Origin of the sequence: Achromobacter sp. 77 (assembly GCF_020541125.1) — a bacterium.
GTDB lineage: Bacteria > Pseudomonadota > Gammaproteobacteria > Burkholderiales > Burkholderiaceae_B > Achromobacter > Achromobacter mucicolens.
This window is the reverse complement of record NZ_CP059848.1, coordinates 3,617,034-3,639,493: the sequence shown is the minus strand read 5'-3', so window position 1 is coordinate 3,639,493 and position 22,460 is coordinate 3,617,034. Positions and strand designations below refer to the sequence as shown.

24 protein-coding genes are annotated in these 22,460 nt (G+C 67.4%); 9 read left to right on the top strand and 15 right to left on the bottom strand.

Annotated elements, in window-relative coordinates:
* Window positions 1-15 precede the first annotated feature (15 nt).
* Complete coding sequence (locus H4P35_RS16770) at window positions 16-1,038, bottom strand: hypothetical protein (RefSeq protein ID WP_226846291.1); 1,023 nt, start codon at window positions 1,036-1,038, stop codon at window positions 16-18.
* 140 nt (window positions 1,039-1,178) lie between these two features.
* On the opposite strand from H4P35_RS16770, the gene H4P35_RS16765 reads away from it, so the two are divergent.
* The gene (locus tag H4P35_RS16765; protein WP_226846290.1) at window positions 1,179-2,369 is read left to right on the top strand and encodes a PLP-dependent aspartate aminotransferase family protein; all 1,191 of its coding nucleotides are present in this window, start codon (window positions 1,179-1,181) and stop codon (window positions 2,367-2,369) included.
* Here H4P35_RS16765 and H4P35_RS16760 read toward each other — a convergent pair.
* A complete protein-coding gene (locus H4P35_RS16760) occupies window positions 2,344-2,829 on the bottom strand; it encodes a hypothetical protein (RefSeq protein ID WP_226846289.1) in 486 nt (161 codons plus the stop codon). The two genes, H4P35_RS16765 and H4P35_RS16760, sit on opposite strands and share 26 nt — an antisense overlap.
* A gap of 145 nt (window positions 2,830-2,974) precedes the next feature.
* On the opposite strand from H4P35_RS16760, the gene ppk2 reads away from it, so the two are divergent.
* Window positions 2,975-4,132, top strand: coding sequence for a polyphosphate kinase 2 (gene ppk2, locus H4P35_RS16755; protein ID WP_226846288.1), 1,158 nt, complete (start codon window positions 2,975-2,977; stop codon window positions 4,130-4,132).
* Window positions 4,133-4,136: 4 nt separating this feature from the next.
* On the opposite strand, the gene H4P35_RS16750 is transcribed toward ppk2, so the two are convergent.
* From H4P35_RS16750 to H4P35_RS16730, 5 genes are all read right to left on the bottom strand, one after another.
* A complete protein-coding gene (locus H4P35_RS16750; protein ID WP_226846287.1) occupies window positions 4,137-4,487 on the bottom strand; it encodes a DOPA 4,5-dioxygenase family protein in 351 nt (116 codons plus the stop codon).
* 19 nt (window positions 4,488-4,506) lie between these two features.
* Window positions 4,507-4,869, bottom strand: coding sequence for a translation initiation factor Sui1 (locus H4P35_RS16745; RefSeq protein WP_226849484.1), 363 nt, complete (start codon window positions 4,867-4,869; stop codon window positions 4,507-4,509).
* Window positions 4,869-5,252, bottom strand: a complete 384-nt coding sequence (locus H4P35_RS16740) for an RNA-binding S4 domain-containing protein (protein WP_062839065.1) — start codon at window positions 5,250-5,252, stop codon at window positions 4,869-4,871. The genes H4P35_RS16745 and H4P35_RS16740 overlap by 1 nt, the downstream gene beginning before the upstream one ends.
* Before the next feature lie 134 nt (window positions 5,253-5,386).
* Window positions 5,387-6,376, bottom strand: coding sequence for a tripartite tricarboxylate transporter substrate binding protein (locus H4P35_RS16735; RefSeq protein WP_226846286.1), 990 nt, complete (start codon window positions 6,374-6,376; stop codon window positions 5,387-5,389).
* On the bottom strand, window positions 6,373-7,230 hold the full coding sequence (locus H4P35_RS16730; RefSeq protein WP_370638928.1) for an amidohydrolase: 858 nt from the start codon (window positions 7,228-7,230) through the stop codon (window positions 6,373-6,375). Before H4P35_RS16730 ends, H4P35_RS16735 begins: the two co-directional genes overlap by 4 nt.
* 112 nt (window positions 7,231-7,342) lie before the next feature.
* Between H4P35_RS16730 and H4P35_RS16725 the strand changes: the two genes are divergently transcribed.
* Together H4P35_RS16725 and H4P35_RS16720 are read left to right on the top strand one after the other, a co-directional pair.
* Window positions 7,343-8,230 (top strand): LysR family transcriptional regulator, encoded by an 888-nt coding sequence (locus H4P35_RS16725; protein WP_226846284.1) that lies wholly within the window; start codon window positions 7,343-7,345, stop codon window positions 8,228-8,230.
* A 137-nt stretch (window positions 8,231-8,367) separates the two neighbouring features.
* Entirely contained in the window at window positions 8,368-10,203 is a 1,836-nt protein-coding gene (locus H4P35_RS16720; RefSeq protein WP_226846283.1) for an ABC transporter ATP-binding protein/permease, read from the top strand.
* A gap of 10 nt (window positions 10,204-10,213) precedes the next feature.
* On the opposite strand, the gene H4P35_RS16715 is transcribed toward H4P35_RS16720, so the two are convergent.
* From H4P35_RS16715 to H4P35_RS16695, 5 genes are all read right to left on the bottom strand, one after another.
* Window positions 10,214-11,017, bottom strand: a complete 804-nt coding sequence (locus H4P35_RS16715; protein ID WP_056324032.1) for an aspartate dehydrogenase — start codon at window positions 11,015-11,017, stop codon at window positions 10,214-10,216.
* Between the two features lie 185 nt (window positions 11,018-11,202).
* Entirely contained in the window at window positions 11,203-12,150 is a 948-nt protein-coding gene (locus H4P35_RS16710; protein ID WP_226846282.1) for a tripartite tricarboxylate transporter substrate binding protein, read from the bottom strand.
* Between the two features lie 82 nt (window positions 12,151-12,232).
* Window positions 12,233-13,501 carry a carboxylesterase/lipase family protein gene (locus tag H4P35_RS16705; RefSeq protein WP_226846281.1) on the bottom strand — a complete coding sequence of 423 codons (1,269 nt, stop codon included), beginning with the start codon at window positions 13,499-13,501 and terminating at the stop codon, window positions 12,233-12,235.
* Between the two features lie 138 nt (window positions 13,502-13,639).
* Window positions 13,640-14,590 carry an adenosine deaminase gene (locus H4P35_RS16700; RefSeq protein WP_226846280.1) on the bottom strand — a complete coding sequence of 317 codons (951 nt, stop codon included), beginning with the start codon at window positions 14,588-14,590 and terminating at the stop codon, window positions 13,640-13,642.
* Window positions 14,591-14,637: 47 nt separating this feature from the next.
* Window positions 14,638-15,573: a LysR family transcriptional regulator gene (locus tag H4P35_RS16695; protein WP_056324042.1), complete on the bottom strand. Its 936-nt coding sequence runs from the start codon at window positions 15,571-15,573 to the stop codon at window positions 14,638-14,640.
* A 257-nt stretch (window positions 15,574-15,830) separates the two neighbouring features.
* Between H4P35_RS16695 and H4P35_RS16690 the strand changes: the two genes are divergently transcribed.
* The 5 genes from H4P35_RS16690 to H4P35_RS16670 all read left to right on the top strand — a co-directional run bounded on the left by H4P35_RS16690 (window position 15,831) and on the right by H4P35_RS16670 (window position 19,327).
* Window positions 15,831-16,505 carry a hypothetical protein gene (locus H4P35_RS16690; RefSeq protein ID WP_226846279.1) on the top strand — a complete coding sequence of 225 codons (675 nt, stop codon included), beginning with the start codon at window positions 15,831-15,833 and terminating at the stop codon, window positions 16,503-16,505.
* 39 nt (window positions 16,506-16,544) lie between these two features.
* The gene (locus H4P35_RS16685) at window positions 16,545-16,910 is read left to right on the top strand and encodes a hypothetical protein (RefSeq protein ID WP_062839058.1); all 366 of its coding nucleotides are present in this window, start codon (window positions 16,545-16,547) and stop codon (window positions 16,908-16,910) included.
* A 94-nt stretch (window positions 16,911-17,004) separates the two neighbouring features.
* Window positions 17,005-18,537: a lytic murein transglycosylase gene (locus tag H4P35_RS16680; protein ID WP_175155845.1), complete on the top strand. Its 1,533-nt coding sequence runs from the start codon at window positions 17,005-17,007 to the stop codon at window positions 18,535-18,537.
* A gap of 14 nt (window positions 18,538-18,551) precedes the next feature.
* Window positions 18,552-19,097 (top strand): GNAT family N-acetyltransferase, encoded by a 546-nt coding sequence (locus H4P35_RS16675; protein WP_226846278.1) that lies wholly within the window; start codon window positions 18,552-18,554, stop codon window positions 19,095-19,097.
* A gap of 47 nt (window positions 19,098-19,144) precedes the next feature.
* The gene (locus H4P35_RS16670) at window positions 19,145-19,327 is read left to right on the top strand and encodes an oxidoreductase-like domain-containing protein (RefSeq protein ID WP_056324053.1); all 183 of its coding nucleotides are present in this window, start codon (window positions 19,145-19,147) and stop codon (window positions 19,325-19,327) included.
* A 10-nt stretch (window positions 19,328-19,337) separates the two neighbouring features.
* On the opposite strand, the gene H4P35_RS16665 is transcribed toward H4P35_RS16670, so the two are convergent.
* Genes H4P35_RS16665 through H4P35_RS16655 form a run of 3 tightly spaced genes read right to left on the bottom strand, consistent with a single transcriptional unit; the run spans window position 19,338 to window position 22,459 of the window.
* Window positions 19,338-19,775, bottom strand: coding sequence for an acetyltransferase (locus H4P35_RS16665; protein ID WP_056324056.1), 438 nt, complete (start codon window positions 19,773-19,775; stop codon window positions 19,338-19,340).
* A 37-nt stretch (window positions 19,776-19,812) separates the two neighbouring features.
* Window positions 19,813-21,552 carry a peptidase M14 gene (locus H4P35_RS16660; protein ID WP_226846277.1) on the bottom strand — a complete coding sequence of 580 codons (1,740 nt, stop codon included), beginning with the start codon at window positions 21,550-21,552 and terminating at the stop codon, window positions 19,813-19,815.
* A gap of 40 nt (window positions 21,553-21,592) precedes the next feature.
* Window positions 21,593-22,459, bottom strand: coding sequence for an ABC transporter permease (locus H4P35_RS16655; RefSeq protein ID WP_142054549.1), 867 nt, complete (start codon window positions 22,457-22,459; stop codon window positions 21,593-21,595).
* Window position 22,460 lies beyond the last annotated feature (1 nt).

Genomic DNA, 22,460 nt, shown 5'->3' with positions numbered 1-22,460 from the left:
GAACGCTTATCCGGTTCAGCGCAGCGGCACCTGCGGCATGGCCGCCAGGGATTGCGTCGCCAGCCGTTCCTGCTCGCGGGCCAGCCGGTTGACGGTGTCCTGGTGCTGGTGAAAGCGCGTCAGGTCGGCGTTGCGGCCGAACTTCAATTCGTTGCGGTCCGCGTACCAGAACTGGCGGTTGTCATCGAGCAGCGTGATCATCAGCCCGAACTCGTGCAGGATCTGCGTTTCCAGGTCCCAGACGCGCCGCAGTTTCTCGTTGCTTGCCGCCCGCGAGTCCGTCAGCGCCTGCAGGATCTTTGCCTTTTCAGGTTCGGAGATGGTCAGCGAGCGCACCAGCGCGGGCATTTCGTCCAGCACGTCCAGGCTTTGCTGGCGGTAGGCAGGCACCAGCTTTTCGGCCTGTTCCAGAATCAGGCGGCTTTCGATCAGGCCCGAGTCGCGCGCCAGCCGGCCGGCGTCAAAGAGCCGGGGCAGGCCGATTTCCTTGAGTTCCTGCAGGTAGGCGCGATGCTGCGCAAGCCGTTCGCCGGCCACGGTTTTCATGGCCCGTTCCATTTCGCCGTACGGACCCGTGGCCTTGGGCGAGGGGTCGATGGCCGGCACGTCTTCGGGCACGCCGGAGCCGCCGCCGGCCTGCATGCGCAGCGCGTCGATGGCCTTGCGGATTTCGGTGTTGGCGATGTCGCGCTGGCGGTTGTCGTGGCTGCGTTCGGCAAGCGGCACGGCCACGGCGGCCAGCAGGAACACCCCCGCGCCCAGCATGATGCGCACGCGGTTGCGCGGCGTGCGAAAGCGTTTCCAGAGGGAAAAGACGCCCAGGACGACGAGCAGCAGGGCGCCCAGGAGCATGGCGCCACCGAAGGCCAGTTGCGCAACCTCCAGCATCGTTTCCGGACGGCTGCTGTAGACCGTCCACGCCAGCATCGCGGAATAGACCAGACAGGTGGCGGCCTTCAGGAGCCAGCCGGGTTCGGGCGGAGCCGTGGCCAGAGCGGCCGGGCCGGCAGCCGTGGCGGGCGCTTGCGGGTCGTTCATGTGGCGCGTGAAAACGGGGATACGGCGTTTGACTGTAAAGACTCGCTTGGGCCCCGTCAATGCCGCGGGCCGGCGGCGCGAACCGATTTCAGGGCAGGCGCGATGCGCGTCTGCATCCACCGATGACAGGAGTGAATGACATGACCGACCACCCGCAACACGGTTTTGCGACGCGCGCCATCCACCTGGGCTACGACCCGCTGGACGAACAGGGCGCGCTGTCGCCACCGCTGTACCTGACGTCCACCTACACGCAGGACAGCATCGAGGCCTTTGACCGGATCCGGCTTGGCGAAGCCCAAGGCTATGTCTACGGCCGCACGCGCAATCCCACGCAGGCACTGCTGGAGGAACGCCTGGCGTCGCTGGAAGGCGCCGAGGCCGGCGTGGTGACGGCCTCGGGCATGGCGGCCATCTCGGCCACCCTGTTTTCGCTGTTGCAAAGCGGCGACGAGATCGTGGTCGACCAGATTGTCTACGGCACGGCCTTCACGCTGTTCACGCAGGGGCTGGCCCGCTTTGGCGTGCGGGCCGTGTTCGCGGACTTCACCAAGCCCCAGACGGTGGCCGCCGCCGTCGGGCCCAAGACCCGGGCCGTGTACTTCGAGACGCCCGCCAATCCCAACCTGCGGCTGGTGGACATTGCGGCCATCTCCGCGATCGCGCGCGGCAAGGGGCTGCTGACGATCGTTGACAACACGTTCGCCACGCCGGTGCTGCAGCGGCCGCTCGAGCACGGCGCGGACATTGTGCTGCATTCGGCCACCAAGTATCTGGGCGGGCACGGCGACCTGCTGGCGGGCGCGGTGCTGGGCCGCAAGCCGCATATCGACGCCATCCGGTTGCAGGGGTTGCGCTACTTCACGGGCGCGACGCTGTCGCCGTTCACGGCCTTTCTGGTGCTGCGCGGGATCAAGACGCTGGAGCTGCGCGTGCAGCGGCACAGCGAATCCGCGTTGAAGGTGGCCAAGCTGCTGCGCGAGCACCCGGCAGTGGCCGACGTGTTCTATCCGGGCCTGTCCGGCACGGCGGGCGCGGACATCGCGGCGCGCCAGCAGGCGGCGGGTGGCGGACTGGTGGCCTTCGAGCTGAAGGGCGGGTTGTCCGCCGGCAAGACGCTCTTGAACAGCCTGAAGCTGGCGCGCATTGCGGTCAGCCTGGGCGATCCCGAGACCCTGATCCAGCATCCGGCGTCGATGACCCACGCCAGCTATTCGGCCGAGGACCGCGAGCGCTACGGTTTGTCCGAAGGATTGCTGCGGCTGTCCGTGGGGCTGGAAACGCCCGAGGACATTCTGGCGGACCTCAAGCAGGGTCTGGATCGCGTGTAGCGGCGGGCAGGTCGGCAGAGGCGGCGTCCGTGCGCCGCCAGGCCACCCACTCGCCTTCGCCCTCGAAGTGGCGCAGGCCCCGCTCGGCGGTCGCCAGGCCCGCGCGCAACACGTCCATGTCCAGGCCGGGCAGGTTGCGGAGCAGGGCGGGGGGCAACTGATTGATGTCCAGCACGCGCGCGTCGAAGTCCATCCGCATCAGCCCGCCGCCGTCGGTGGGCACGCGGACGAACCACAGGCTTTCCATGTAGTCGCCGAACCACGGGTCCGGATAAATCGCCTGCGTGAAAACGAACCCGAATTCATGAATGTCGCGCCAGGGCCAGAATTCCTGCAGGCCCATCGCGCGCGCCAGTTCACCCGAGCGCGTCAGCCCGGCGTCATCAAAGCGCACGATTTCCTGCAAGGGGTCTTCGGCTGCCGGGGGGCCGGCGAACCATCGCTTGATGAATGACCACATGGGTGTCGCGATCGGAGGGAACAGGGGGGTGAAGTGTAAAGGGGCCGGGGTAGTGTAAAAATGTTACAAACTTTGATCCCGATCAATTTCGCGCACCCTGACGCAAGCTAGGGTTGAAGTTTTTGGCGCAGCAAGGACAGGACGAATGACCGACAAGATATCGCAGGCTCCCGATCAAGACGAAGCCGCCCCGGAGGCGCCGGTCAAGCGCCCCGCCGTGGCCAGGGGCGCGGCCAAGCGCACGGCGAATGCCCGCCCGGCGGCCGCATCTGCCCCCGAGCCCGCCATCGAGCCCGCCGTCGAACTGAGCAAGCGCGTGACCGCGCGGCAGGATGCGGCGCGGCAGGAGACCGCGGCGGTGCTGGCCGATATCGCCGGCCGCTACCAGGTGGGCGAACCGGGCGAGGCGCGCGCGGCCCTGCGCACCGTCATCGATGCGCTGTCGGCCGATGACGCGCAGGCCGTGCATCGCGCGCTGCTCGATGCCAACCGGCAGTCACCGGGGGCGCGCCGCAATCCCGACGAAGAACTGGCCGGAGATTGGCGCGAGGGCGTCTATCCCTACCGCCACCGCATGCTGCGCCGCAATTACGAAAAGCAGAAGTACAAGCTGCAGGTCGAACTGCTGAAGCTGCAGGCGTGGGTCAAGGCGACCGGCCAGCGCGTCGTGATCCTGTTCGAAGGGCGCGACGCGGCAGGCAAGGGCGGCACCATCAAGCGCATGATGGAACACCTGAATCCGCGCGGCGCGCGCGTGGTCGCCCTGGAAAAGCCGTCCGACACCGAGAAGGGCCAGTGGTACTTCCAGCGCTACGTGCAGCACCTGCCCACTGCGGGCGAGATCGTCATGTTCGATCGGTCCTGGTACAACCGCGCCGGCGTCGAGCGCGTGATGGGATTCTGCTCGCAGGACGAGTACCTGGCGTTTCTGCGCCAGACGCCCGATTTCGAGCGCCACCTCGTCAGCAGCGGCATCACGCTGATCAAGTTGTGGTTTTCGGTCAGCCAGGAAGAACAGCGCCGCCGTTTCCAGCAGCGCAAGGTGCATCCGCTCAAGCAGTGGAAGCTGAGCCCGGTGGACCTGGCGTCGCTGGACAAGTGGGACGATTACACGCGCGCCAAGGAAGCCATGTTCGCCCACACCGATACCGCCGATGCGCCGTGGATCGTGGTCAAGTCCGACTGCAAGAAGCGCGCACGCCTGAACGCCATGCGCTATGTGCTGAGCCGCCTGCCCTACGACGGCAAGAGCGACGACGCGCAGACGGCGATCGATTCGCTGATCGTGGGTCGCGCGCTGTAGGGGATCAGCCGCCCAGCGCAGCCAGGTTCAACACGTGGCTGCGCCCGATCCATACGGCGCAGTCGCGGTGGTCGCGCAGCGAATTGCCGGTGTTCGGATGCATGAACACATCCAGCGCGCCGTGGTTCAGTGTCAGCCAGGTGGATATCTCGGCCAGATGCTGCGGACCGAAGGCGATCTGGTAGCTCCATTGCGGATGCGGGCCCACGGGGCGCTCATGGAAGCGTCCCATTTCCATCTGGCCGTCAAACGTCGCGACGATCCGTTCGCGCAGGGCGAACGCGGCATCGCGGCTTGCCGCGTCGAAGTACACATGAGCGTGCCAGCTCGCGACGTCCGTCACGGGAATTTCCATTGTTCTGTCCTGATACGGTTCAGCCGCCCGCGCGCTTGGCGCGGTGGCCTTGTTTCGTGAGCGCGTCGATGATGCGGTCGCAGTGGTCGCCCTGCACCTCGATCACGCCGTCCTTGACGGTGCCGCCCGAACCGCACGCGGTCCGCAGTTGCTTGCCCAACGCGGCCAGGGCGTCGGGCGCCAGCGCCAGTCCGCGCACCAGCGTCACGCTCTTGCCGCCGCGGCCCTTGGTCTCGCGGGATACCCGCGCCCCGCCATCGCCCGCCGGGGCCGCGCGGCTGGCCGCCTGGCATTGGCATTGCGCCACAGGCTGGCGGCATTGCGGGCACATGCGCCCGGACTCGGTGGAATAGACCAGGCCGCCCGAGCCGCCGCGCTTCATCAAGACTTGCCCCGCATCTGGTCAATGAGACGCCGATCGCGCTTGGTGGGGCGTCCCGCGTCGATGCCCAGCGCCGGTTCCGGCGCAAGACGCCGCATTTCGGCGGCGCGCTCGCGGGCGGCCACGCTCTCGGGCGTTTCTTCATACAGCAGGCGCGCCACCGGCGCGGGGCCTCGCACGCCGCTCACGGCCACGACGCGCACCTGCAGCGCGGGGTCTTCCTTGCGGACAGCGACGACGTCGCCGGCGCCGACCTCGCGCGCGGGTTTGGCGGGCTGTCCGTTCACAAACACGCGGCCCTTGCCGATTTCCTGCGAGGCCAGGCTTCGCGTCTTGTAGAAGCGCGCGGCCCACAGCCATTTGTCGAGTCGGATCTTGTCCATCCAGCGGGTTCCTGCGGTAAAGCTGTCCAAGGCGTCATGATAGCCTCGCCCGCGCGGCACAAAAAAAAACGGCGCCCAGCATGAGCGCCGCAAACCGGCTACGCGGTGTCCGGGCCCATCAGGCCCGGCAGTACTCAATCCAGTTTCAGGCCCGCTTCCTTGACGACGCGCTGCCACTTTTCGATCTCGGCGCGGCGGAACGTGTCCAGTTCGGCAGGCGTGGAGCCGATGGGTTCGGCGCCGATGCCGGCAAGCTGTTCGGCGATCGCGGGATCCTTCAGCACCTTGGCCAGCGCCTGCGACACCTGTTCCACGATGGCGGGCGGCGTGCCGGCCGGGGCGAACACGGCGTTCCATTCGTAGGTTTCGTAGCCCGGCACGCCTGATTCGGCGATGGTGGGCAGGGCGGGCGCGGTCTTCGAACGCTCCAGTCCGCCAACGGCGACGGCGCGCAGCTTGCCGTTCTTCACGTGCTGCCAGGCAGAACCCATGCTGGCGAACATGACGGGCACCTGGCCCGACATCACGTCGATCATGGCCGGGCCGCCGCCCTTGTACGCGACGTGCTGCAACTGGGTCTTGGCCAGCAGGTTGAACAGTTCACCCGCCAGGTGCTGGGCCGAACCGGGACCGGCCGAGGCAAAGTACACCGGCTCCTTGGCATCGGGCTGGCCGAGTTTGATGAGGTCGGCGACCGACTTCACTTCGTACGACGGGGTCACGACCAGCACGTTGGGCACGCGCAGCAGCAGCGACACCGGCGCGAAGGCCGATAGCGTGTCGAACTGCATCTTGCTGTGCAGCGCGGGATTCTGCGCGTGATTGGAGGCGTCCAGCATCAGCGTGTAGCCGTCGGGATTGGCCTTGGCGACGACGGCGCCGCCGATCATGCCGCCCGCGCCGCCGCGGTTTTCGATGACGACGGGCTGGCCCAGCTCGGCCGCAAGCTTCGGGCCGATCAGGCGGGCGACCACGTCCACGGTGCCGCCGGGCGGATAGGTCACCACCAGCGTGACCGCGCGCTCGGGGTAGGCGGCGTGTGCGACGCCGGCGGCGCCAGCCAGCAGGCCGGCGGCGGCAAACAGCGCGCTACGTTGCGCCAGGCGTTTGATGAGAGGGGTCATGGAGCGTCTCCTTTGAATTGGAATAGCTGCAACGGCGTGTCGGCAAGCACGGCGCGCCGTTGCGCGGGGTCGTCGATCCAGGCGTCCAGCCACTGCGTGGCCGCGGCATAGGACGCCAGGTGGCGATGTTCGGTATGGGGCCAGTCGCTGCCCCACATCAGGCGTTCGGGGGTATAGGCGTCCAGCAGTTGCTGCGTGGCCAACCGACCGGAGGCCGCGCAGGCGGCAGCGCCCCAGTTGCGGTAGGGCGCGGCCAGCTTCACCCACACGCGGCCGCTGTCCGCCTGGCGCAGCAGATATTGGAAACCGGGGTCCGAAACGCCGAGCGCGGGATCCGGGCGGCCAAAATGATCCACCACGATCCGGCAGTCCGCGGCCAGCAACGCCGGCATCACGCCGTCCAGGCGCGCGGCCTGCAGATGGATTTCCACATGCCACCCCAGCGCATTCACGCGGGCAAGCAACGACTGCCAGGCGGGCGTCTGCAATGCGGGGCTGTCCAGTCCGACAAGGTTCAGCCGGATGCCGACCACGCCAGCGGCAGCCAGGTCCTGCAATTCGGTTTCAGCGATGTCCTGCGCCACCACGGCCACGCCGCGCAGCCGGGCGGGCGCCGCGCGCAGCGCTTGAACCAGATGGCTGTTGTCCGTGCCCAGGAAGCTGGGCTGCACCAGCACGCCGTGGCTCATGCCGTGCGCGTCCAGCAAGTCCAGATACTCGGCCAGCGTGGCATCGTAGTCCGGCGTGTGGCGGCGCGTGTCGGCCAGGGCGAGACCTTGGTGGAACACGTGGGCGTGGGTGTCGACGGCGGCGCCTGGAAGCGGCGAGGGCAAAGCAGTCTCCTGATTCGGCACGGCGTTCGCGGGAACGACATGGCCAGTATGTAATGTTCTGTAAGTCGGGATTCTAGGAAGTCGAGGTATAGTTTTCCATTGTGGAAAAGCGCTTTATATATATTGGATCAATATGGAAACCCGGCACCTTCGGTACTTCCTGGCGGTGGTGGACCACGGCAGCGTCAGCCGCGCCTCGGACTGGCTGGGCATTGCTCAGCCTGCGTTGAGCCAGGCGCTGACGCGCATGGAAAAAGACCTGGGCGTGCGGCTGTTCGATCGGTCGCGTCAGGGCACGACGCCTACCCCCGCCGCGCAGGCCATCCTGGAAGACGTACGCGCCAGCGTGGCGCGCATCGACGCCGCGGCGCGCCGTGCGCGCGAGATCGGGCGGGGGAGCGCTGGGCAACTGACGGTCGGTCTGGTGTCCTCCGCGCTCTTTGACACGTTGCCGCGCGCGCTGCGCCAGATGCGCCAGCAGGCGCCGGGCGTGCGCATCATCCTGCGTGAAATGAGCAACGCCGAACAGGCCGAGGCCTTGCAGACGGGCGAGATCGATATCGGCCTGATGCATACACCCGTGGCCGTGGGCGGCCGCATGCGCGAGCGCCAGTTGCTACGGGACCGGCTGGTGGCCGCCGTGCCCGACGAGTTCGAGGTGCCGCCCGACGGTCAGGTGTCGATGGCGCAGATCGCACAGGCCGGCCTGGTGATGTACCCGCAGTCACAGTTGCCGGCATTTTATGCGGACATCCTGGATGCCATGCGCAAAGGGGGACACGACGCGCACGTCAACCAGGAGGCCAGCCGCACGTTGACGGTGCTGTCGTGCGTAGCGGGCGGCTGCGGCGTGGCCTTGCTGCCCAGCTGGATACGGTCCATGGATTTTCGCGGCGTGCGCTTTTGCGAGGTGCGCGACGGCGAGCGCCTGCCCAGTTTCGACCTGAGCGCGATATGGCCCGCGCGCAGCGTGCCCACGCTGGCGGACCTGTTCGCCAACCTGGACCTCGGTCCAACTTGATGAAATCGCGTCTCGACTTTCAACGTGCCTTCAATGTCCTTGGAAGTGGCTTAAGCCAGGCTTAAAGCGACAGTTTTGCCGGAACTGCGCCGGATCCGGACGTCTAACCAGGAACGTCATTGCGAGGTTCCGGGCTCATGGATCTGAATTGGCAGCAGCAACTTGCAGAAAGCGCCCTGTGGCTTGCGCGCGCGTTCGGCATTTCCGCCGTGGCGCTGGCGGTGGTCACCCTGATCCTGACGCGCACCACGGTCTGGGGCCGGAAGTTCTGGCGGCTGGCCTGGCCGTACCTGACGCCCCGGCGCAGTTGGCGCCCGATGCTCACCCTGGCCTTGCTGCTGTTCCTGGCGATGTTCGCGGTGCGCATGACCGTGCTGTTTTCGTTCTGGTACAACGGCTTCTACAGTGCCTTGCAGGCGCTGGACCAGTCGGTGTTCTGGCACTTCCTGGGGATTTTCGCGGTGCTGGCCACCGTGCATGTGGTGCGCAGCCTGGCCGACAGCTACGTGGGCCAGGCCTTCGACATTCATTGGCGCGTGTGGTTGAACGAACGGCTGACGCGCGACTGGCTGGGCGCGGGCGCCTACTACCGCGGCCACTTCCTGGCTGAACCCGTCGACAACCCCGACCAACGCATCGAACAGGACATCGCGCAATTCGTGACGGGGTCGCGCACGCTGGCGATCGGCGCGATCAGCGCGATCGTGTCGTTGGTGGCTTTTACGGCAATCCTTTGGGGGTTGTCGGGTCCGCTGACGCTGAGCGGCGTGGAGATTCCGCGCGCCATGGTGTTCGTGGTTTATCTGTACGTCATCGTCGCGACGTGGCTGGCGTTCAAGATCGGCCGCCCGCTCATCAAGCTGAACTTCCTGTCCGAGCGCCTGACGGCCAACTTCCGTTATGCGCTGGTTCGACTGCGCGAGAACGCCGAGAACGTTGCGTTCTATCAGGGCGAGGAAGTGGAGCGGGCGACGTTGTGGACGCGCTTCACGTCCTACATCGCCAACCTGTGGGCGCGCGTATACCGGGGCCTGAAGTTCGATGGCTTCAACCTGTCGGTCAGCCAGATCGCCGTGGTGTTTCCGTTCATCCTGCAGGCGCCGCGCTTTTTCAGCGGGGCAATCAAGCTGGGCGATGTCATGCAGACCTCGCAGGCTTTCGGGCAGGTGCAGGAATCGCTGTCGTTCTTTCGCAGTTCCTACGACACGTTCGCCCAGTACCGCGCGACGCTGGATCGTCTGAATGGATTCCTGGATGCCAACGAGGCCGCGCGTGCGCTGCCGCAGGTGCAGACCCAGACGCTGCCCGATGGCCTGGAGATCGAGGGCCTGGATGTGTCGCGCCCGGATGGCGCCTGTCTGCTGGACAACCTGAATCTGCGCCTGCACCCCGGACAAGCCCTGCTGATCAAGGGGCCGTCGGGCAGCGGCAAGACCACCTTGCTGCGCGCCCTGGCCGGACTATGGCCGTATGCCCACGGCGTGGTGCGGCGGCCGCAGGGCGCGTCAGCGCTGTTCCTGTCGCAGCGTCCGTATCTGCCGCTGGGCGACCTGCGCGGCGCGGTGGCGTATCCGGGGCTGGCGCAACCGGCCGACGACGCGCGGCTGGCCGATGCGTTGCGGCAGGTCAACCTGGGGCATATGGCCGGCCGGCTCGATGAGGTGCACGACTGGTCACGCGTGCTGTCGTTGGGCGAGCAGCAGCGCATTGCGTTCGCCCGCGTGCTGTACAACCGGCCCGCGCTGGTGTTTCTGGACGAGGCCACGTCGGCCACGGACGAAGGGCTGGAGCACATGCTGTACAGCCTGCTGCGCGAGGCGTTGCCGGACAGCATGCTGGTCAGCGTGGGCCATCGCAGCACGTTGGATGCGTTCCATACCCAACGGCTGGACCTGGACGGAACGGGCCGCTGGCAGGTCGGGCCCATGCCGGCGTCGCGCCACGGCGACGCGTTGCGGCGGGCGGCGGCTTAAAGGAGGGGCCTCAGGTGCCGACGCGCAGCGGTCCGGTGAGCTTGCGCAGTGCGGCGATCACGCTTTGCGCGGTGATGCGTCCGGTCTTGGGATTGGCCGACGGGATGTTCTGGATTTCCATCGAGAACGATGCGGAGTCGGACACGACCTCGACGCGGTGCAGGTTGCGATCGAGCGAGGGATCGGCCCAGATTTCCAGCGTGGTGCGATCCGGGCCGATGCCCGCCAGCGACACGCTGACAGCCACGTTGAGGTTGGCCGGAAAGCCCACGGCGGCCTCGCGCGGCGAGCCGCGGAAGATGAGGCGAGGCTCGGTGATGCCTTCGATGTCGATGTTGTTGTCGGTCAGGTAGGGCGCGCCCAGCAGGCCGCGCACCGGCTTGCGGGTGATCATCGTGACGGAATGGATGACGCCTTCGGCAGCGGCGGTGATGGCGTCCAGCCCCAGAATGGCGCCCGACGGCACGATGACCTGGCCGCCGTGCTGGCGCGCGATGTCGATGAGGTCTTCGTGGCGCAGCAGGGCGCCCGAACTGAGCACCACCATCTTCTTGCCGGCGCGCAATACCGGTTCGGCGATGTTGCGGAACACGGCCGCGGGCGCGCATTCCACGACCACGTCGCAATGGTCGGCAAGGCCGTCGATGGTGGTGAAGGCGGGCGCGCCGTCTTTCCACGAGAAGGCGGGCGGGGCGCTGGGATCGCGCACGGCGACGGCGGCGAGCGTCAGGCCGGGCAGGCCGGCATCGAGGGATTGCGCCACGGCCTGGCCGATGGCGCCGAAGCCGGCGATGCCGACGCGGTAGCTGTTCATGGGTATCCGAAAAAGTTGGACCCGCGGCAGGACTGCGGGTGGTTCGGGAATGCGGCCGGCAGCGCGCCGCAAGGCTGCCGGCCACTGTAGCCACCGGCTGGCGACGCGTCAATGCGGGATGCCCGCAAGGCCGCGTAACCACGCCGGCCCCGCGCCCCACGCAAGCCGCCGCGGCTTTGCCCGCGCTATTGCAGCTTGATCCCCAGCTCCTTGATGAGCGGACCCATCTCGGCGCGGTCGGCCTGGATTGTCGCGGCCAGTTCGTCGGGCGTGCTGCCGATGGGGATCATGCCCAGGGTCTGCATCTGGGCCTGCATGGCGGGATCCTTCAGGATGTCGCTGACCGCCTTCTGGATCTGCGCGACACGGTCCTTCGGAATGCCTGCCGGCCCCATCAGGCCGATCCACGGCTGCGGCGCGTAGTCCAGGCCGGACTCCTTCAGTGTGGGCGTGTCCGGCAGACCGCCGAAGCGTTGCGGGCTGGTGATCGCCAATGCCCGCAACCGTCCGCTGTCGATCAGCCCCTTCGAACTGGACGGTGCGTCCAGGCCCACGTCCAGCTGTCCGCCGATCAGGTCGTTCTGGGTCTTGCCGGACGATGACGAGGGAACGTACAGCGCCTTGATGCCCGCGCGCCGCGCGGTCTGTTCCCAGACCAGGTGGAATGCGGTGCCGATCGAGAACGATCCCACGCTCAGGTTGCGCGCCCGGCTTTCGCGCACGAAGTCTTCCCAGGTTTTGAGCGGGCTGTCTTTGGGCACGATGAAGATGAACGGCGTGCGCGCCACCAGCGAAATGGGCTGCAGGTCCTTTTGCGTGTCGAACGGCAGGCTATCGACGGCAAACGGCACGATGGTCACCGAAGAAGCGACCACCATGCCCAACGTGTAGCCGTCGGGAGCGGACTTGACCAGCGCGCCGGTGCTGATGATGCCCGAGGCGCCCGGCTTGTTCTCCACGACGACGGGCTGGCCCCAGGCCGCGCCCAGCTTGCTCGCCAGGACGCGCAGCATGACGTCGACCGGACCGCCCGGCGGATTGGAAACGATGATCTTGACCGGTTTTTCGGGATAGGCGGCGGTGGCGGCAAGCGGCAGCGCGAGCGCCATCGCAAGAAGGCATTGCTTGAACATGGAATTCCCCTTGTGTTGTTGGTGTGCAAGGCGCGGGGGCAAGCCCGGCGCCAGATGCGGCATGGCGGGTGGCGTGGCGGGCTCAGGCCAGGATCTGCATGTGCGGCGCTTGCGGCCAGGCCGGCGCATCGCACCGGATGAAGGCCAGCCAGGCGGTCTGCGTCTGGCGCGCAAGCTGCTCTGCATGCGCGGCAGGCAGACCGGCCAGCATGGGCGCCCCGGTAAAGGCTTGCAGGGTGTCGAACACGAAAGGCAGCTCGATGCAATGGCACGCGCCAAAGCGATCCGTCGGTGCGACGTCAAAGCGCGCCAGCCAGGCGTCGCGGCCTTGCGCGGCGGCGTGCCCGGCCCACTGCCGCGATGGCGCGCCGAACACGGCGTCGCCCATCTGCTGGCTGGCAGCGTCGGTGCCGTGGTCTGGAAAGGCGGCCATCTCGTCGCGCGTGTAGCAGACCAGCACGTCTGCGCGGCCCGCGGCGGTCATCAGCGCGGGGGCAATGTCCAGCGGCAGCACCTGGCCATCGAGCACCGGTGAAAACAGGCTGCGGCTGCTGCCTTCGGCCTGCAATGCCTGCGCCACCTCGGGTGCTTGTTGGGCAGCCAGCAGCGCGGACACCGGCAATTTCCGGGCCGCGGAAAGCGATTCGGCCCCGGCCGCGCGCAGATAGACCTGTCCCAAGGCTTCGCCCTGCGCCGCACTGCGAAAGCCGCGGCCCAGCGCGGCGCTCTGCAGGATGGCGCGCGAGAAGCGCGGCTGGCGCGTCAGCATGGCGCAGATCGACGAGGCGCCCGCCGATTGCCCCATCACCGTGACGCGCTCGGGGTCGCCGCCCAGGTCTTCGATATTGGCCAGCACCCAGCCGATCGCCATCTCCTGGTCCAGCAGCCCGGCATTGGCCGTATGCCCCGGCACGTACAGCCAGCCAAGCGCGGCCAACCGGTAGTTGACGGCCACGACGACCACGTCGCCCCGTTGCGCCAGGCGCGAGCCGTCGTACCAGTCCAGCGCGCCGCCGCCGCTTTGCCAGGCGCCGCCGTGCAGCCAGACCACGACGGGACGGCGCTTGCCGTCCGCGGCCGGGGTCCACACCGTCAGGTGCAGGCAGTCTTCGGATTGCTCGGCATCGAAGTCGCCCATGGCGCCGCGCAGGCGCGAGGGCAATTGCGGCGCCACGGCGCCCAGTCCCGTGGCGTCGAGTTCACCCCGCCAGCTGGCCGGCTGCGGCGGCGCAAATCGCAGTTCGCCCACAGGCGCCTGCGCATAGGGAATGGCGCCGAAGCGGCACACGCCGCCGTCGCGCACGCCGGCAAGCGTGCCGCTGCGCAGCGCCGCCTTCACGCGTTCACTCATATCCTGCCCCTTGTCTCGTTGTTCATCGTCCAGCGGCGGCAAACGTTGCTGCCGCCGGACTATGGTAGGGAGGAAAGTGCCGCGCCGGGCATGCCGGTTTCGAACAGAGCCATGCGCAACCCGCATGGCTGGAAGGCGCTACCGGGTGATGCGCGCGTCCAGGCTGTTGTCCGCCAGGGCTTGCGCCTGCTCGCGCGTCATGCCCAGGTGCTCGTAGAGCGCGTGGAAGTTCTCGTTGACATAGCCGCCGAAGTAGGCCGGATCGTCGGAGTTGACGGTGACCTTCACGCCGGCATCAAGCAGCGACAGGATGTTGTGCTCGCGCATGTGGCCGAACACGCGCAGCCGGGTGTTGGACAGCGGACAGACGGTCAACGGAATCTGCTCGTCGATCAGGCGGGCGATCAGTTCGGGATCCTCGGCCGCGCGCACGCCGTGGTCGATGCGCAGGACCTTGAGCAGATCCAGCGCTTCCCAGATGTATTCGGGCGGGCCTTCCTCGCCGGCATGCGCCACGGCGGGCAGGCCTTCGGCGCGCGCGCGGTCGAACACGCGTTGAAAGAGGCGCGGCGGAAAGCCTTGCTCGCTGCTGTCCAGACCCACGGCGATGAACGCATCGCGGTAGGGCAGCGCCTGCTCCAGCGTGCGCATGGCCTGTTCTTCGGGCAGGTGGCGCAGGAAGCTCAGGATCAGGCCGCTGGTCACGCCCAGCTGCTTCTCGCCGTCGGCCAGCGCCTGGCTGATGCCGTTCAACACCGTCTCGAAAGGCACGCCGCGGTCGGTGTGCGTCTGCGGATCGAAGAAGGGTTCCGTGTGCACCACGTTCTGCTCGCGGCATTTGAGCAGGTACGCCCAGGTCAGGTCGTAGAAGTCCTGCTCGGTGCGCAGCACGTCCGCGCCGCGGTAATAGAGATCCAGGAATTCCTGGAGGTTGTTGTAGTCGTAGGCGCCACGCAGGGCGTCGATGTCGGGCCAGGGCAGCGCCACGCCGTTGCGTTGCGCCAGCTTGAACAGCAGCTCGGGTTCAAGCGTGCCCTCCAGATGCAGGTGCAATTCCGCCTTGGGCAATGCGTTGAGCCATTCGTACATGGGTGCTCCGGTATGAAAAAGGGGCGTGTTCGGGGGGCGCGCGCGGCTCAGGCGGCCAGCGCAATGCCATCGGCCAGAATGGTGCGTTCGAGCTGGGCCGCGAAGGCGCGCGCCTGACGGGTGCTGGGACGGTCGCGGCGCCAGATGGCGGCAAGCGGAGACTTGCGCAAGGCGGGGCGGGCGGGCAGCACGGTGAGTTCGCCGCGCGCCTGCCGGACGGCCGCAACGCTGCCGGGCAGCATCCACAGATACTGACCGTCCAGCAGCAGTTCGCGGCCGAATTCCAGCGACAGGACGCCGATCATATCCGGAATCGCCAAACCGGCCTGGCGCAGGGACAATTCCAGCTCGCCGCGGATGCGGCTGCCAGGCAGCGCAGTGATCCACGGATACGCGACATAATCGGCCAGCGTGGCCCCCGGCAGACGGGTCAGCGGATGATGCGGCGCGCAGGCCAGCACCACGGCGTCCTCGAGCAAGGTGGTCGAACGGTAGATCTGCGGATTGACGGTGCTGGAGAAACGGCTGATCAGCACGTCCAGCGCGCCGGCGTCCAGGTCCTCGATCAGCCGTTCGTGCGTGCCGATCTCGATGGTGAGCGTGATGCGCGGGTGCGCCTCGCGGTAGTCGCGCGCAGCCTGCGCCACCGGCCAGCCCGCAAACATCGAAAAGCAGCCCACCGTCAGGCTGCCTTCCTCGCCGCGCGAAACGGCGGCCAGGTCGACCTCGGCCTTGCGAAAGCCCGTCAGCAGCTGGCGCGCGTGGCGGCACATGGCGTCGCCCAGCGGCGTGCAGGTGGTGCCCTTTGCGGTGCGCTCGAAGAGCCGCGCGCCCACCAGTTCCTCGATCTCCGCAATGGCGCGCGACAGGCCCGATTGCGTGCTGTGCAATTGGGCCGCCGCCTTGGACAGGTTGCCCAATTCTGAGACGGTCAGCACGATTTCCAGGTGCCGGATGCGGAGTTTGCCTCGGAACGGTGTCATGGCGCGGGGAAGCGGAAGCGATTTGCCGATTATTCTCCCGCGCTGGCCGCTTGGCAACGCGCGCGAGGATTCGGGATATAGTTCGACGCCTGGCGGCGCGGGGGCGGCGAATGGCGGCCCGCTGCGCGTGCGGGGGCCTGCAACAGCTTCGGCTTGCAACGGGAGAAGCGGAATTGATGTTGAAAATACGCGGCGGCCAGTGCGTAGGGCTATGCGCCGGCAACGGCAGCCGCCCCTGCGGCGGCAGGCGCACGGCGATGATTGCCGCGGTCACGCTACTGACCGCGGCGCTGGCCGGTTGCAGCGTGTCACGCGTCGACGACGTGGCCGTCAAATGGCCGCCCTTCAAGCAAGGCACGCCGGTCGTGCTGCCGTCGGATCCAGCGCAATGCCCCGACCTGGCCGGCGTCTATCGCGCGCAGGGTGAACGGCGCGCCGGCGGTGCCGATGCGTTCCTGCTGGAGGACCTGCGCGGCTTTCTGACGTATCCGTTGGATCTGCCGGGCATGCGCGATGCCCGTTTGCCCGCATGGAAATCGTCGCCCCGCGCAACCGTCTCGTTCGTCCCGGATGCTCTCGGGTGGCAGATAGAGGCGCGCGATGAGCACGGTGCGCGTCAGGTGTCGCAGCTTGTCCTGCAAGAGGAAGGCGCCGACACGGCAGCCGAGGGCGAACCCCCGCATCCCGGCAATGCCATCTGGCGGGCTGCCGGATGCACGCAAGGCCGGCTGTGGGTCAGCGTGCGCCATGACTGGCGCCAGCATGAGTCCATGGGCGTGCGGCGTCACGTGGCCATCCTGCGCAAGGACGCGGGCGGGCTGCTGCTGACGGTGGCGCGAGAGTCCGACAGCATCGGCATGCTACTGCCCTGGTACACCAATGACGGCGATTTGTTCCAATACTGGTTTGCGCCCGCCACCGATCATCCCTGAAGTCCGCGGGCGCAAGCCTGCCCATTATCTGAGAGAAACATGACCGCTAAACGGATCGTCACCTGGACCTTTTTCTTCGCGCTGTTCGTTGTGCTCGTGGCGCTGTTCTGGCGTCAGCTCTTCGATCAGACCCCGCCGTCGATGCGCGAACTGGGTGGCACCATCGAGGGCGGCAACGCCCACATCTATGGCGAATCGCCGCGCCAGGACGGCATGGCCGACCGGGCGATGCTGGCTGCTGCCCAGCGTGGCGATCCGGGCGCGCAATATCTGCAGGGCCTCGTCATGGAACACTTCGACATGAAAGAGGCGCTGCGCTGGTACGAGGCCGCCGCGGCTCAAGGGTATGAAATGGCCGCGCAACGCCTGGCGCAGTTGCGTGAGGCGCCGCCCGCCCCGCAATGATCGGCCGGTGTCCGCTGGCAGGGCAGGGACCGCGTTCGATTTCGGCCGCTGGTCGCGGTACGATCCCGGCTGACCTCGATTTTTCAGGAAAGCCATGCGCCAGAGTTTCTCCCGTCCTCGAATCGACAGCTTTTCGCGCGTGCTGCTGGCCGCGGCCCTGACCGCCGCTGCCGCCGGCGCCGCGCAGGCGCAGTCGCCCGGATCTGCCACCGGATCGCGCATCCAGACGCCCGCGCCCGAACAGCCGCAACCCGCGCTCAAACCCAAGCGCAGCTTTGACGACACGCCCGCGCCGGCTGCCCATGCCGCGCCGGCTACTGCGCCCGCTACTGCGCCGGCGGCAGCACCTGCTGCTTCCGCTGCGCCCGCCGCCGCGCCCGCTGCCTCCGCCGCCCCGGCCGCCGCGCCCGCCGCACCGACGGTCATCGTCCCCACCGAACTCGACACCAAGGCCTGCATCGACAAGCTGCGCAAGGGCGCCACGGCCAACGGCCTGACCGTTGCCGACTGGAACAAGTACACGGCCAACGCCACGCTGCTGCCCACGACCGTTGCGTCGGCCAAGGGCCAGCCCGAGGGCCGCGAAAGCTGGTGGGATTACATCGCCAAGACGGTCGACGACGAGCGCGTGCAGGACGGCAAGGCCGTGCTCGGCAAGTACGGCGCGCAGCTGGGCGCCATCAGCCAGCAGTATCAGGTCGATCCCGCGACGCTGGTCGCCATCTTCGGCATCGAAACCAACTATGGCCGCCAGGTCGGCAAGACCGACGTGCTCAATGCCTGGCTGACGCGCGCCTGCACCGAAAACAAGACGCTCTGGGAAAAGAACGCCTACGCGTCCGTGCGCCTCTTGCGCGACGGCGTCGTGCCCGCCGACAAGTTTGTCGGGTCCTGGAGCGGCGCGTTCGGCATGACGCAATTCATCCCCACGTCGTTCTACGAACTGGCTGCCGACGGCGATGGCGACGGCCGCATCGACCTCTACAACTCGCTGCCCGACGCGCTGGCTTCCACCGCCAACCACCTGCGCAAGCGCCGCGCGCAATGGACGCATGGTCTGCCCGCCGTCGTGGAAGTGCGCGTGCCGGCAGAGCTGGCCGCCGCGATTCCCGCCGAGCCCGACGCCGAGTACGTGGGGTCGCAGGATCGCCGCACGATCGCGCAGTGGGCGCAGGCCGGCGTCAAGCAGGGCGACGGCTCGGTGCTGAAGCTGCCGTCGGGCAATGACCAGCAGGCGTACCTTTTCGCGCCGACCGGGGCACGCGGCCCGGTGTTCCTGGCCACCGTGAATTTTGACGCCATCCTGCACTACAACCAGTCGCGCCGTTACGGCCTGGCGGTGTCGCTGCTGCTGAACCGCCTGCAAGGCGGTCCGGCGCTCGTCACGGCGTGGCCGACTGACGATCCTGGCCTGTCGCGTGCGCAGATCAAGGAACTGCAGAAGCAACTGTACGGACGCGGTCATGACATCGGCGTGGCCGACGGCATCCCGGGCGGAAAGACCCGCGACGCTGTGCGCGAGGAGCAGGCGCGCCTGAACCTGCCGCAGGACGGCCGCGTGGGCAAGCGCATCCTGGATGCGCTCAAGGCCGATCAACCGGCCGCCATGCGGGCTTATCCGGAATAATGATCGAGCCTGCCATGCCGTCCACCGAATTTCCCGACGATTTCCAGACCCTGCGTCTTTACGCGCGCCGCATGTCGCAGGCGCATCTGCCGTTCATGATCGAGATGCACGCCAATGCCGATCTGATGCAATCGATGGGCGGAACGCGCGACGCGGCGGCCAGCCGAAGCTACGTGGCGCAGAACATCGTCCACTGGACCGAGCACGGCTACGGCATGTATGTGCTGCAGGACCGCGAGACGGGCCTGCCCGCTGGCCGTGCCGGGCTGAAGGCGACGGCGTCGCCCGGCCGGGCCGGCGTGGAGCTTGCCTATGCGCTGCATCCTGACTGTTGGGGCAAGGGCTTTGCAGCGGAGATTTCCCGCGCGTTGATCGGGCTGGGGTTTCGCCTGCTGCCGGTGGACGTGCTGGGCGCCGTGGCGCTGCGCTCAAACCTGGCGTCGCAGCGCGTCATGGAAAAGACGGGGCTGCGTTACGTCGGCATGACGGGCGATGCGCCGGAGCCCAAGGTCTGCTACGAAATCCGCCGCGCGGATTGGCGCAAGCGCGAAGGCGTGTGAACGCCCGCGCCGTGCCGGCGCATGACGCGCGGCGCTAACATGGCGCCATGAGCAAGAAGAAATCCCCGGACGACGATCCGCCGCCCGTTCCGCCTGAACGCCCCGAGCCCGGCGAATGCTGCAACAGCGGTTGCATTCCTTGCGTCTATGACCTCTATGACGAAGCCATGGACCGCTATCGCGAGGCCTTGAAAGCGTGGCGCGCCCGGCACGAAGCGGGCGGCGCCTGAACGCGTTGCCTTATCCGGCCAGCTTCATGTGAATGATGGGAAAAGGGCGGCCGGCGTCGTCGTGGGCCGAGCGTCCCACGTCTTGAAATCCGTAGTGCTTGTAGAAGCCGTGCGCCTGCGGATTCTGCTCGTTCACGTCGACCAGTAGCGTGCCATGCAGCGAGCGTGCAAAGTTAAGGAGCCGGCGGCCGGCCCCCTTGCCGCGCTTGTTGGCATCCACGAACAGCATTTCGACCTTGTTGCCGGTCAGGCCCATGAAGCCGGCGACTTCGCCGGCATCGTCCTCACAGACCCAGACCCTTACCGACGGCAGGTACGTGTTCAGCACCTTCGGGTACATGGCCTGGATTTCCTTTTCCGTCAGGAAAGTGTGGGTGGCGCGCACCGAACGGAGCCAGATGTCCACCAGGGCCAGATCGTCGCCGTGGTTGCGTTCTCGGATGTTCATTTTGTTATTGCGGGTTCAAGCGGCGGGATCCAGGCGTCTATAGTCCCGCGCGATACAGATCGGTGGCCGCCAGGACGGTTTCCATCTGCACAGTATGCGCGAAAACGAATCGGTCTCCGTAGACCGTTTCATCCGGAAACTCCGAGATGAGCGCCATTGGCAATTCTTCACGATCGGTTTCCGTGACCTGCACGGGAATGCCGTTGAGCACGTCGAATCCCTTTTCCAGCGCGTGTGCGTGAAAGAGTTCCAGTTGCCGCGCGTTGAATTCCACCAGCCCTGGCACGTTGCGGGCAAGCCGCGCGGTGACGCCTTCGATCAGATGCCGGGCGCGCTCGCCCCAGCCCGGATGATGGCGCAGCACCAGGAAGAACCCCTTGGGGATGGTCCACAGCTCAAAGTGACGCGGCAGGTACCCCGACAGCGGGCGCGTCCATTCGTGCGCGGGATAGCCGTGCAGGTTGATGTGCAGCTGCGCGCCGCTGATCGCATGCGCCTGATGGCGGCCTTCGCGTTCGAAGAACGGCGCGCGCTCGCGGTAGGCGATATCGTCGCCCAGCGCGCTGTAGCGCGAGGCGTGCAGCATGTGGCGCGGATGCTGCTCGCGCAGCCGGTTGAACAGCGCGTAGCCATCGGGATTTTCCGAGGCGATCAGCGCAAAATGCGCATCGCCGCGCGCGGCCAGCGTCTGCGCGGCGCGCAGGGCGCCCACCACGCCGGAGGTTTCGTTGGCGTGCTGCGCGCCCGAAATGAAGACGGCTGGACCCGGGCCGCGCACATAGGTGCCCAGCACCGGACGGCCCTGCCGGGACACGGCCTGGAAGGTGTCGCCGCCAAAGGCCGCCATGCACCCGGCGATCTGCGCGGGCGACAGCGGCTCGCGCACCTGCGCCAGCGGACCGGCAGGCGCCGCCGGCGTCACGGGCGCGACGGGTGCGAAAGGTTCCACCGAGATCTGCACGCGCGGCGCGCCATCGTGGCGGCGGATGTCGGGAATGATCTGGCCGGGTTGCAGGCCCCGGTCGCCGGAAGGGCGGCCGGAGTGCTGCTGGAAGTGCTCGAGCAGCGAGAAATAGATGTCTTCGTGCAGCGCCTCGAAGGTGCTGACGATTTCCTCGTCGACCGGCAGCGCGAAGTCGATGCCGGGCAGGTCGACGCGGATCTCCAGCCGGTCGAAATACGGCTCGTGCGCGCCCCAGGTGTGGGTGCGCACCGTGTCCATGATGCTGCGAAAGAGCAATTGGTATTCGGTGGCCTGCGCGGCATCGGTTTGCACCGCGCCGCTCGCGTCGCGCACCCGCAGCCAGCCGGTGGGCGACAGCTCTGGCGTGCCGTCCGGCGCGTGCCCCAGCTGATTGGGCGCGAAGACGCGGGCGTCGAGCGTGCGGCCGTCGGCATAGCCCAGGGTGACGTCGTAGTGCAGGTCGTTTGCGCCGGGCAGCATCGTCACGCGGACGTCCTTCAGCAGCGCGACGAGGGGGTAGGCTTCGAGCGTGAAGCGCTTGGCCTGCGCGTGCTCGTGCAAGGGGTAGCGGATCTCGGCCGAGACCAGCCCGTCGTGCTCGACCTCTTCAAGGAAATAGTGCAGCAGCGGCTTGTAGGCGCTGCGAAATCGCGCCGTCACGCCGGCCTGTTGCAGCCGGTCTTGCGCGGCGCGGCGGGCTTGGGCGCTCTCGAACAACCAGCCTTCCACGACCGCGCCGCGCCAGCCCGGCGCCATGTAGGCGTGCGTCCAGGCGTCCAGCGTGCGATCGAAACTCTTGTCCAGCAACGACATACTCAATATTCCTTCCGCGCCCAGGGTGCGGATCGATTCATCAGACCTTGCCGGTCGGATCCAGGCGGTCGCGCAGCCAGTCGCCCAGCAGGTTCAGGCCCAGCACCGTCAGCATGATGGCCAGGCCAGGAAAGACGCTGACCCACCAGGCCGTCTGCATGTACGTGCGGCCATCGGCAAGCATACCGCCCCAGCTCGGGATCATGGGATCGACGCCCAGACCCAGGAAGGTCAGGCTGCTTTCCAGCAGGATGTTGTTGGCCACGTTCAGGGTCATCAGGATCACCAGCGGACCCAGCAGGTTGGGCACGATGTGGTGGCGGATCATGGCCAGGTCGCGCACGCCGAAGGCGCGCGCAGCCAGCACGAATTCACGCTCGCGCAGCGCCAGCACCTGCGCACGCACCAGACGAGCGTACTGCACCCATTGCGACACGATCATGAAAAAGATGACGTTGAACAGGCCGCCGCCCAGGATGGCGATGAAGGTGATGGCGACCAGGATGAAGGGCAGCGCCAGTTGCACGTCGGCAAAGCGCATGACGATCATGTCCCAGAAGCCGCGGTAGTAGCCGGCAATGAGACCCATGATGATGCCCAGCAGCGCGCCGCCCAGCACCGAGGCAAAGCCCACCAGCAACGAGATCTTGCCGCCGACGATCACGCGCGCCAGCACGTCGCGGCCCAGCGGGTCCGTGCCGAACGGGTGGGCGGCCGACGCGAAGGGCGCCATCAGGCGCGCGGCCAGGTCCATGGATTCGCCGCCGTCCGGAAACAGCCAGCCGGACGCCAGCACCAGCAGGACCATGACGCCGGTCAGAAGCGCGCCCAGCACGAATTCCAGCGAGCGATAGCGGCTGCGCGGCTTCATGGCCTTCGGGGCGGCGGGGGAAGTGGTTGTCTGCATG

Coding starts and splice junctions, on each gene's coding strand:
- H4P35_RS16770 (WP_226846291.1), bottom strand. CDS start 1,038: ATGAACGACCCGCAAGCGCCCGCCACGGCTGCCGGCCCGGCCGCTCTG.
- H4P35_RS16765 (WP_226846290.1), top strand. CDS start 1,179: ATGACCGACCACCCGCAACACGGTTTTGCGACGCGCGCCATCCACCTG.
- H4P35_RS16760 (WP_226846289.1), bottom strand. CDS start 2,829: ATGTGGTCATTCATCAAGCGATGGTTCGCCGGCCCCCCGGCAGCCGAA.
- ppk2 (WP_226846288.1), top strand. CDS start 2,975: ATGACCGACAAGATATCGCAGGCTCCCGATCAAGACGAAGCCGCCCCG.
- H4P35_RS16750 (WP_226846287.1), bottom strand. CDS start 4,487: ATGGAAATTCCCGTGACGGACGTCGCGAGCTGGCACGCTCATGTGTAC.
- H4P35_RS16745 (WP_226849484.1), bottom strand. CDS start 4,869: ATGAAGCGCGGCGGCTCGGGCGGCCTGGTCTATTCCACCGAGTCCGGG.
- H4P35_RS16740 (WP_062839065.1), bottom strand. CDS start 5,252: ATGGACAAGATCCGACTCGACAAATGGCTGTGGGCCGCGCGCTTCTAC.
- H4P35_RS16735 (WP_226846286.1), bottom strand. CDS start 6,376: ATGACCCCTCTCATCAAACGCCTGGCGCAACGTAGCGCGCTGTTTGCC.
- H4P35_RS16725 (WP_226846284.1), top strand. CDS start 7,343: ATGGAAACCCGGCACCTTCGGTACTTCCTGGCGGTGGTGGACCACGGC.
- H4P35_RS16720 (WP_226846283.1), top strand. CDS start 8,368: ATGGATCTGAATTGGCAGCAGCAACTTGCAGAAAGCGCCCTGTGGCTT.
- H4P35_RS16715 (WP_056324032.1), bottom strand. CDS start 11,017: ATGAACAGCTACCGCGTCGGCATCGCCGGCTTCGGCGCCATCGGCCAG.
- H4P35_RS16710 (WP_226846282.1), bottom strand. CDS start 12,150: ATGTTCAAGCAATGCCTTCTTGCGATGGCGCTCGCGCTGCCGCTTGCC.
- H4P35_RS16705 (WP_226846281.1), bottom strand. CDS start 13,501: ATGAGTGAACGCGTGAAGGCGGCGCTGCGCAGCGGCACGCTTGCCGGC.
- H4P35_RS16700 (WP_226846280.1), bottom strand. CDS start 14,590: ATGTACGAATGGCTCAACGCATTGCCCAAGGCGGAATTGCACCTGCAT.
- H4P35_RS16695 (WP_056324042.1), bottom strand. CDS start 15,573: ATGACACCGTTCCGAGGCAAACTCCGCATCCGGCACCTGGAAATCGTG.
- H4P35_RS16690 (WP_226846279.1), top strand. CDS start 15,831: ATGATTGCCGCGGTCACGCTACTGACCGCGGCGCTGGCCGGTTGCAGC.
- H4P35_RS16685 (WP_062839058.1), top strand. CDS start 16,545: ATGACCGCTAAACGGATCGTCACCTGGACCTTTTTCTTCGCGCTGTTC.
- H4P35_RS16680 (WP_175155845.1), top strand. CDS start 17,005: ATGCGCCAGAGTTTCTCCCGTCCTCGAATCGACAGCTTTTCGCGCGTG.
- H4P35_RS16675 (WP_226846278.1), top strand. CDS start 18,552: ATGCCGTCCACCGAATTTCCCGACGATTTCCAGACCCTGCGTCTTTAC.
- H4P35_RS16670 (WP_056324053.1), top strand. CDS start 19,145: ATGAGCAAGAAGAAATCCCCGGACGACGATCCGCCGCCCGTTCCGCCT.
- H4P35_RS16665 (WP_056324056.1), bottom strand. CDS start 19,775: ATGAACATCCGAGAACGCAACCACGGCGACGATCTGGCCCTGGTGGAC.
- H4P35_RS16660 (WP_226846277.1), bottom strand. CDS start 21,552: ATGTCGTTGCTGGACAAGAGTTTCGATCGCACGCTGGACGCCTGGACG.
- H4P35_RS16655 (WP_142054549.1), bottom strand. CDS start 22,459: ATGCAGACAACCACTTCCCCCGCCGCCCCGAAGGCCATGAAGCCGCGC.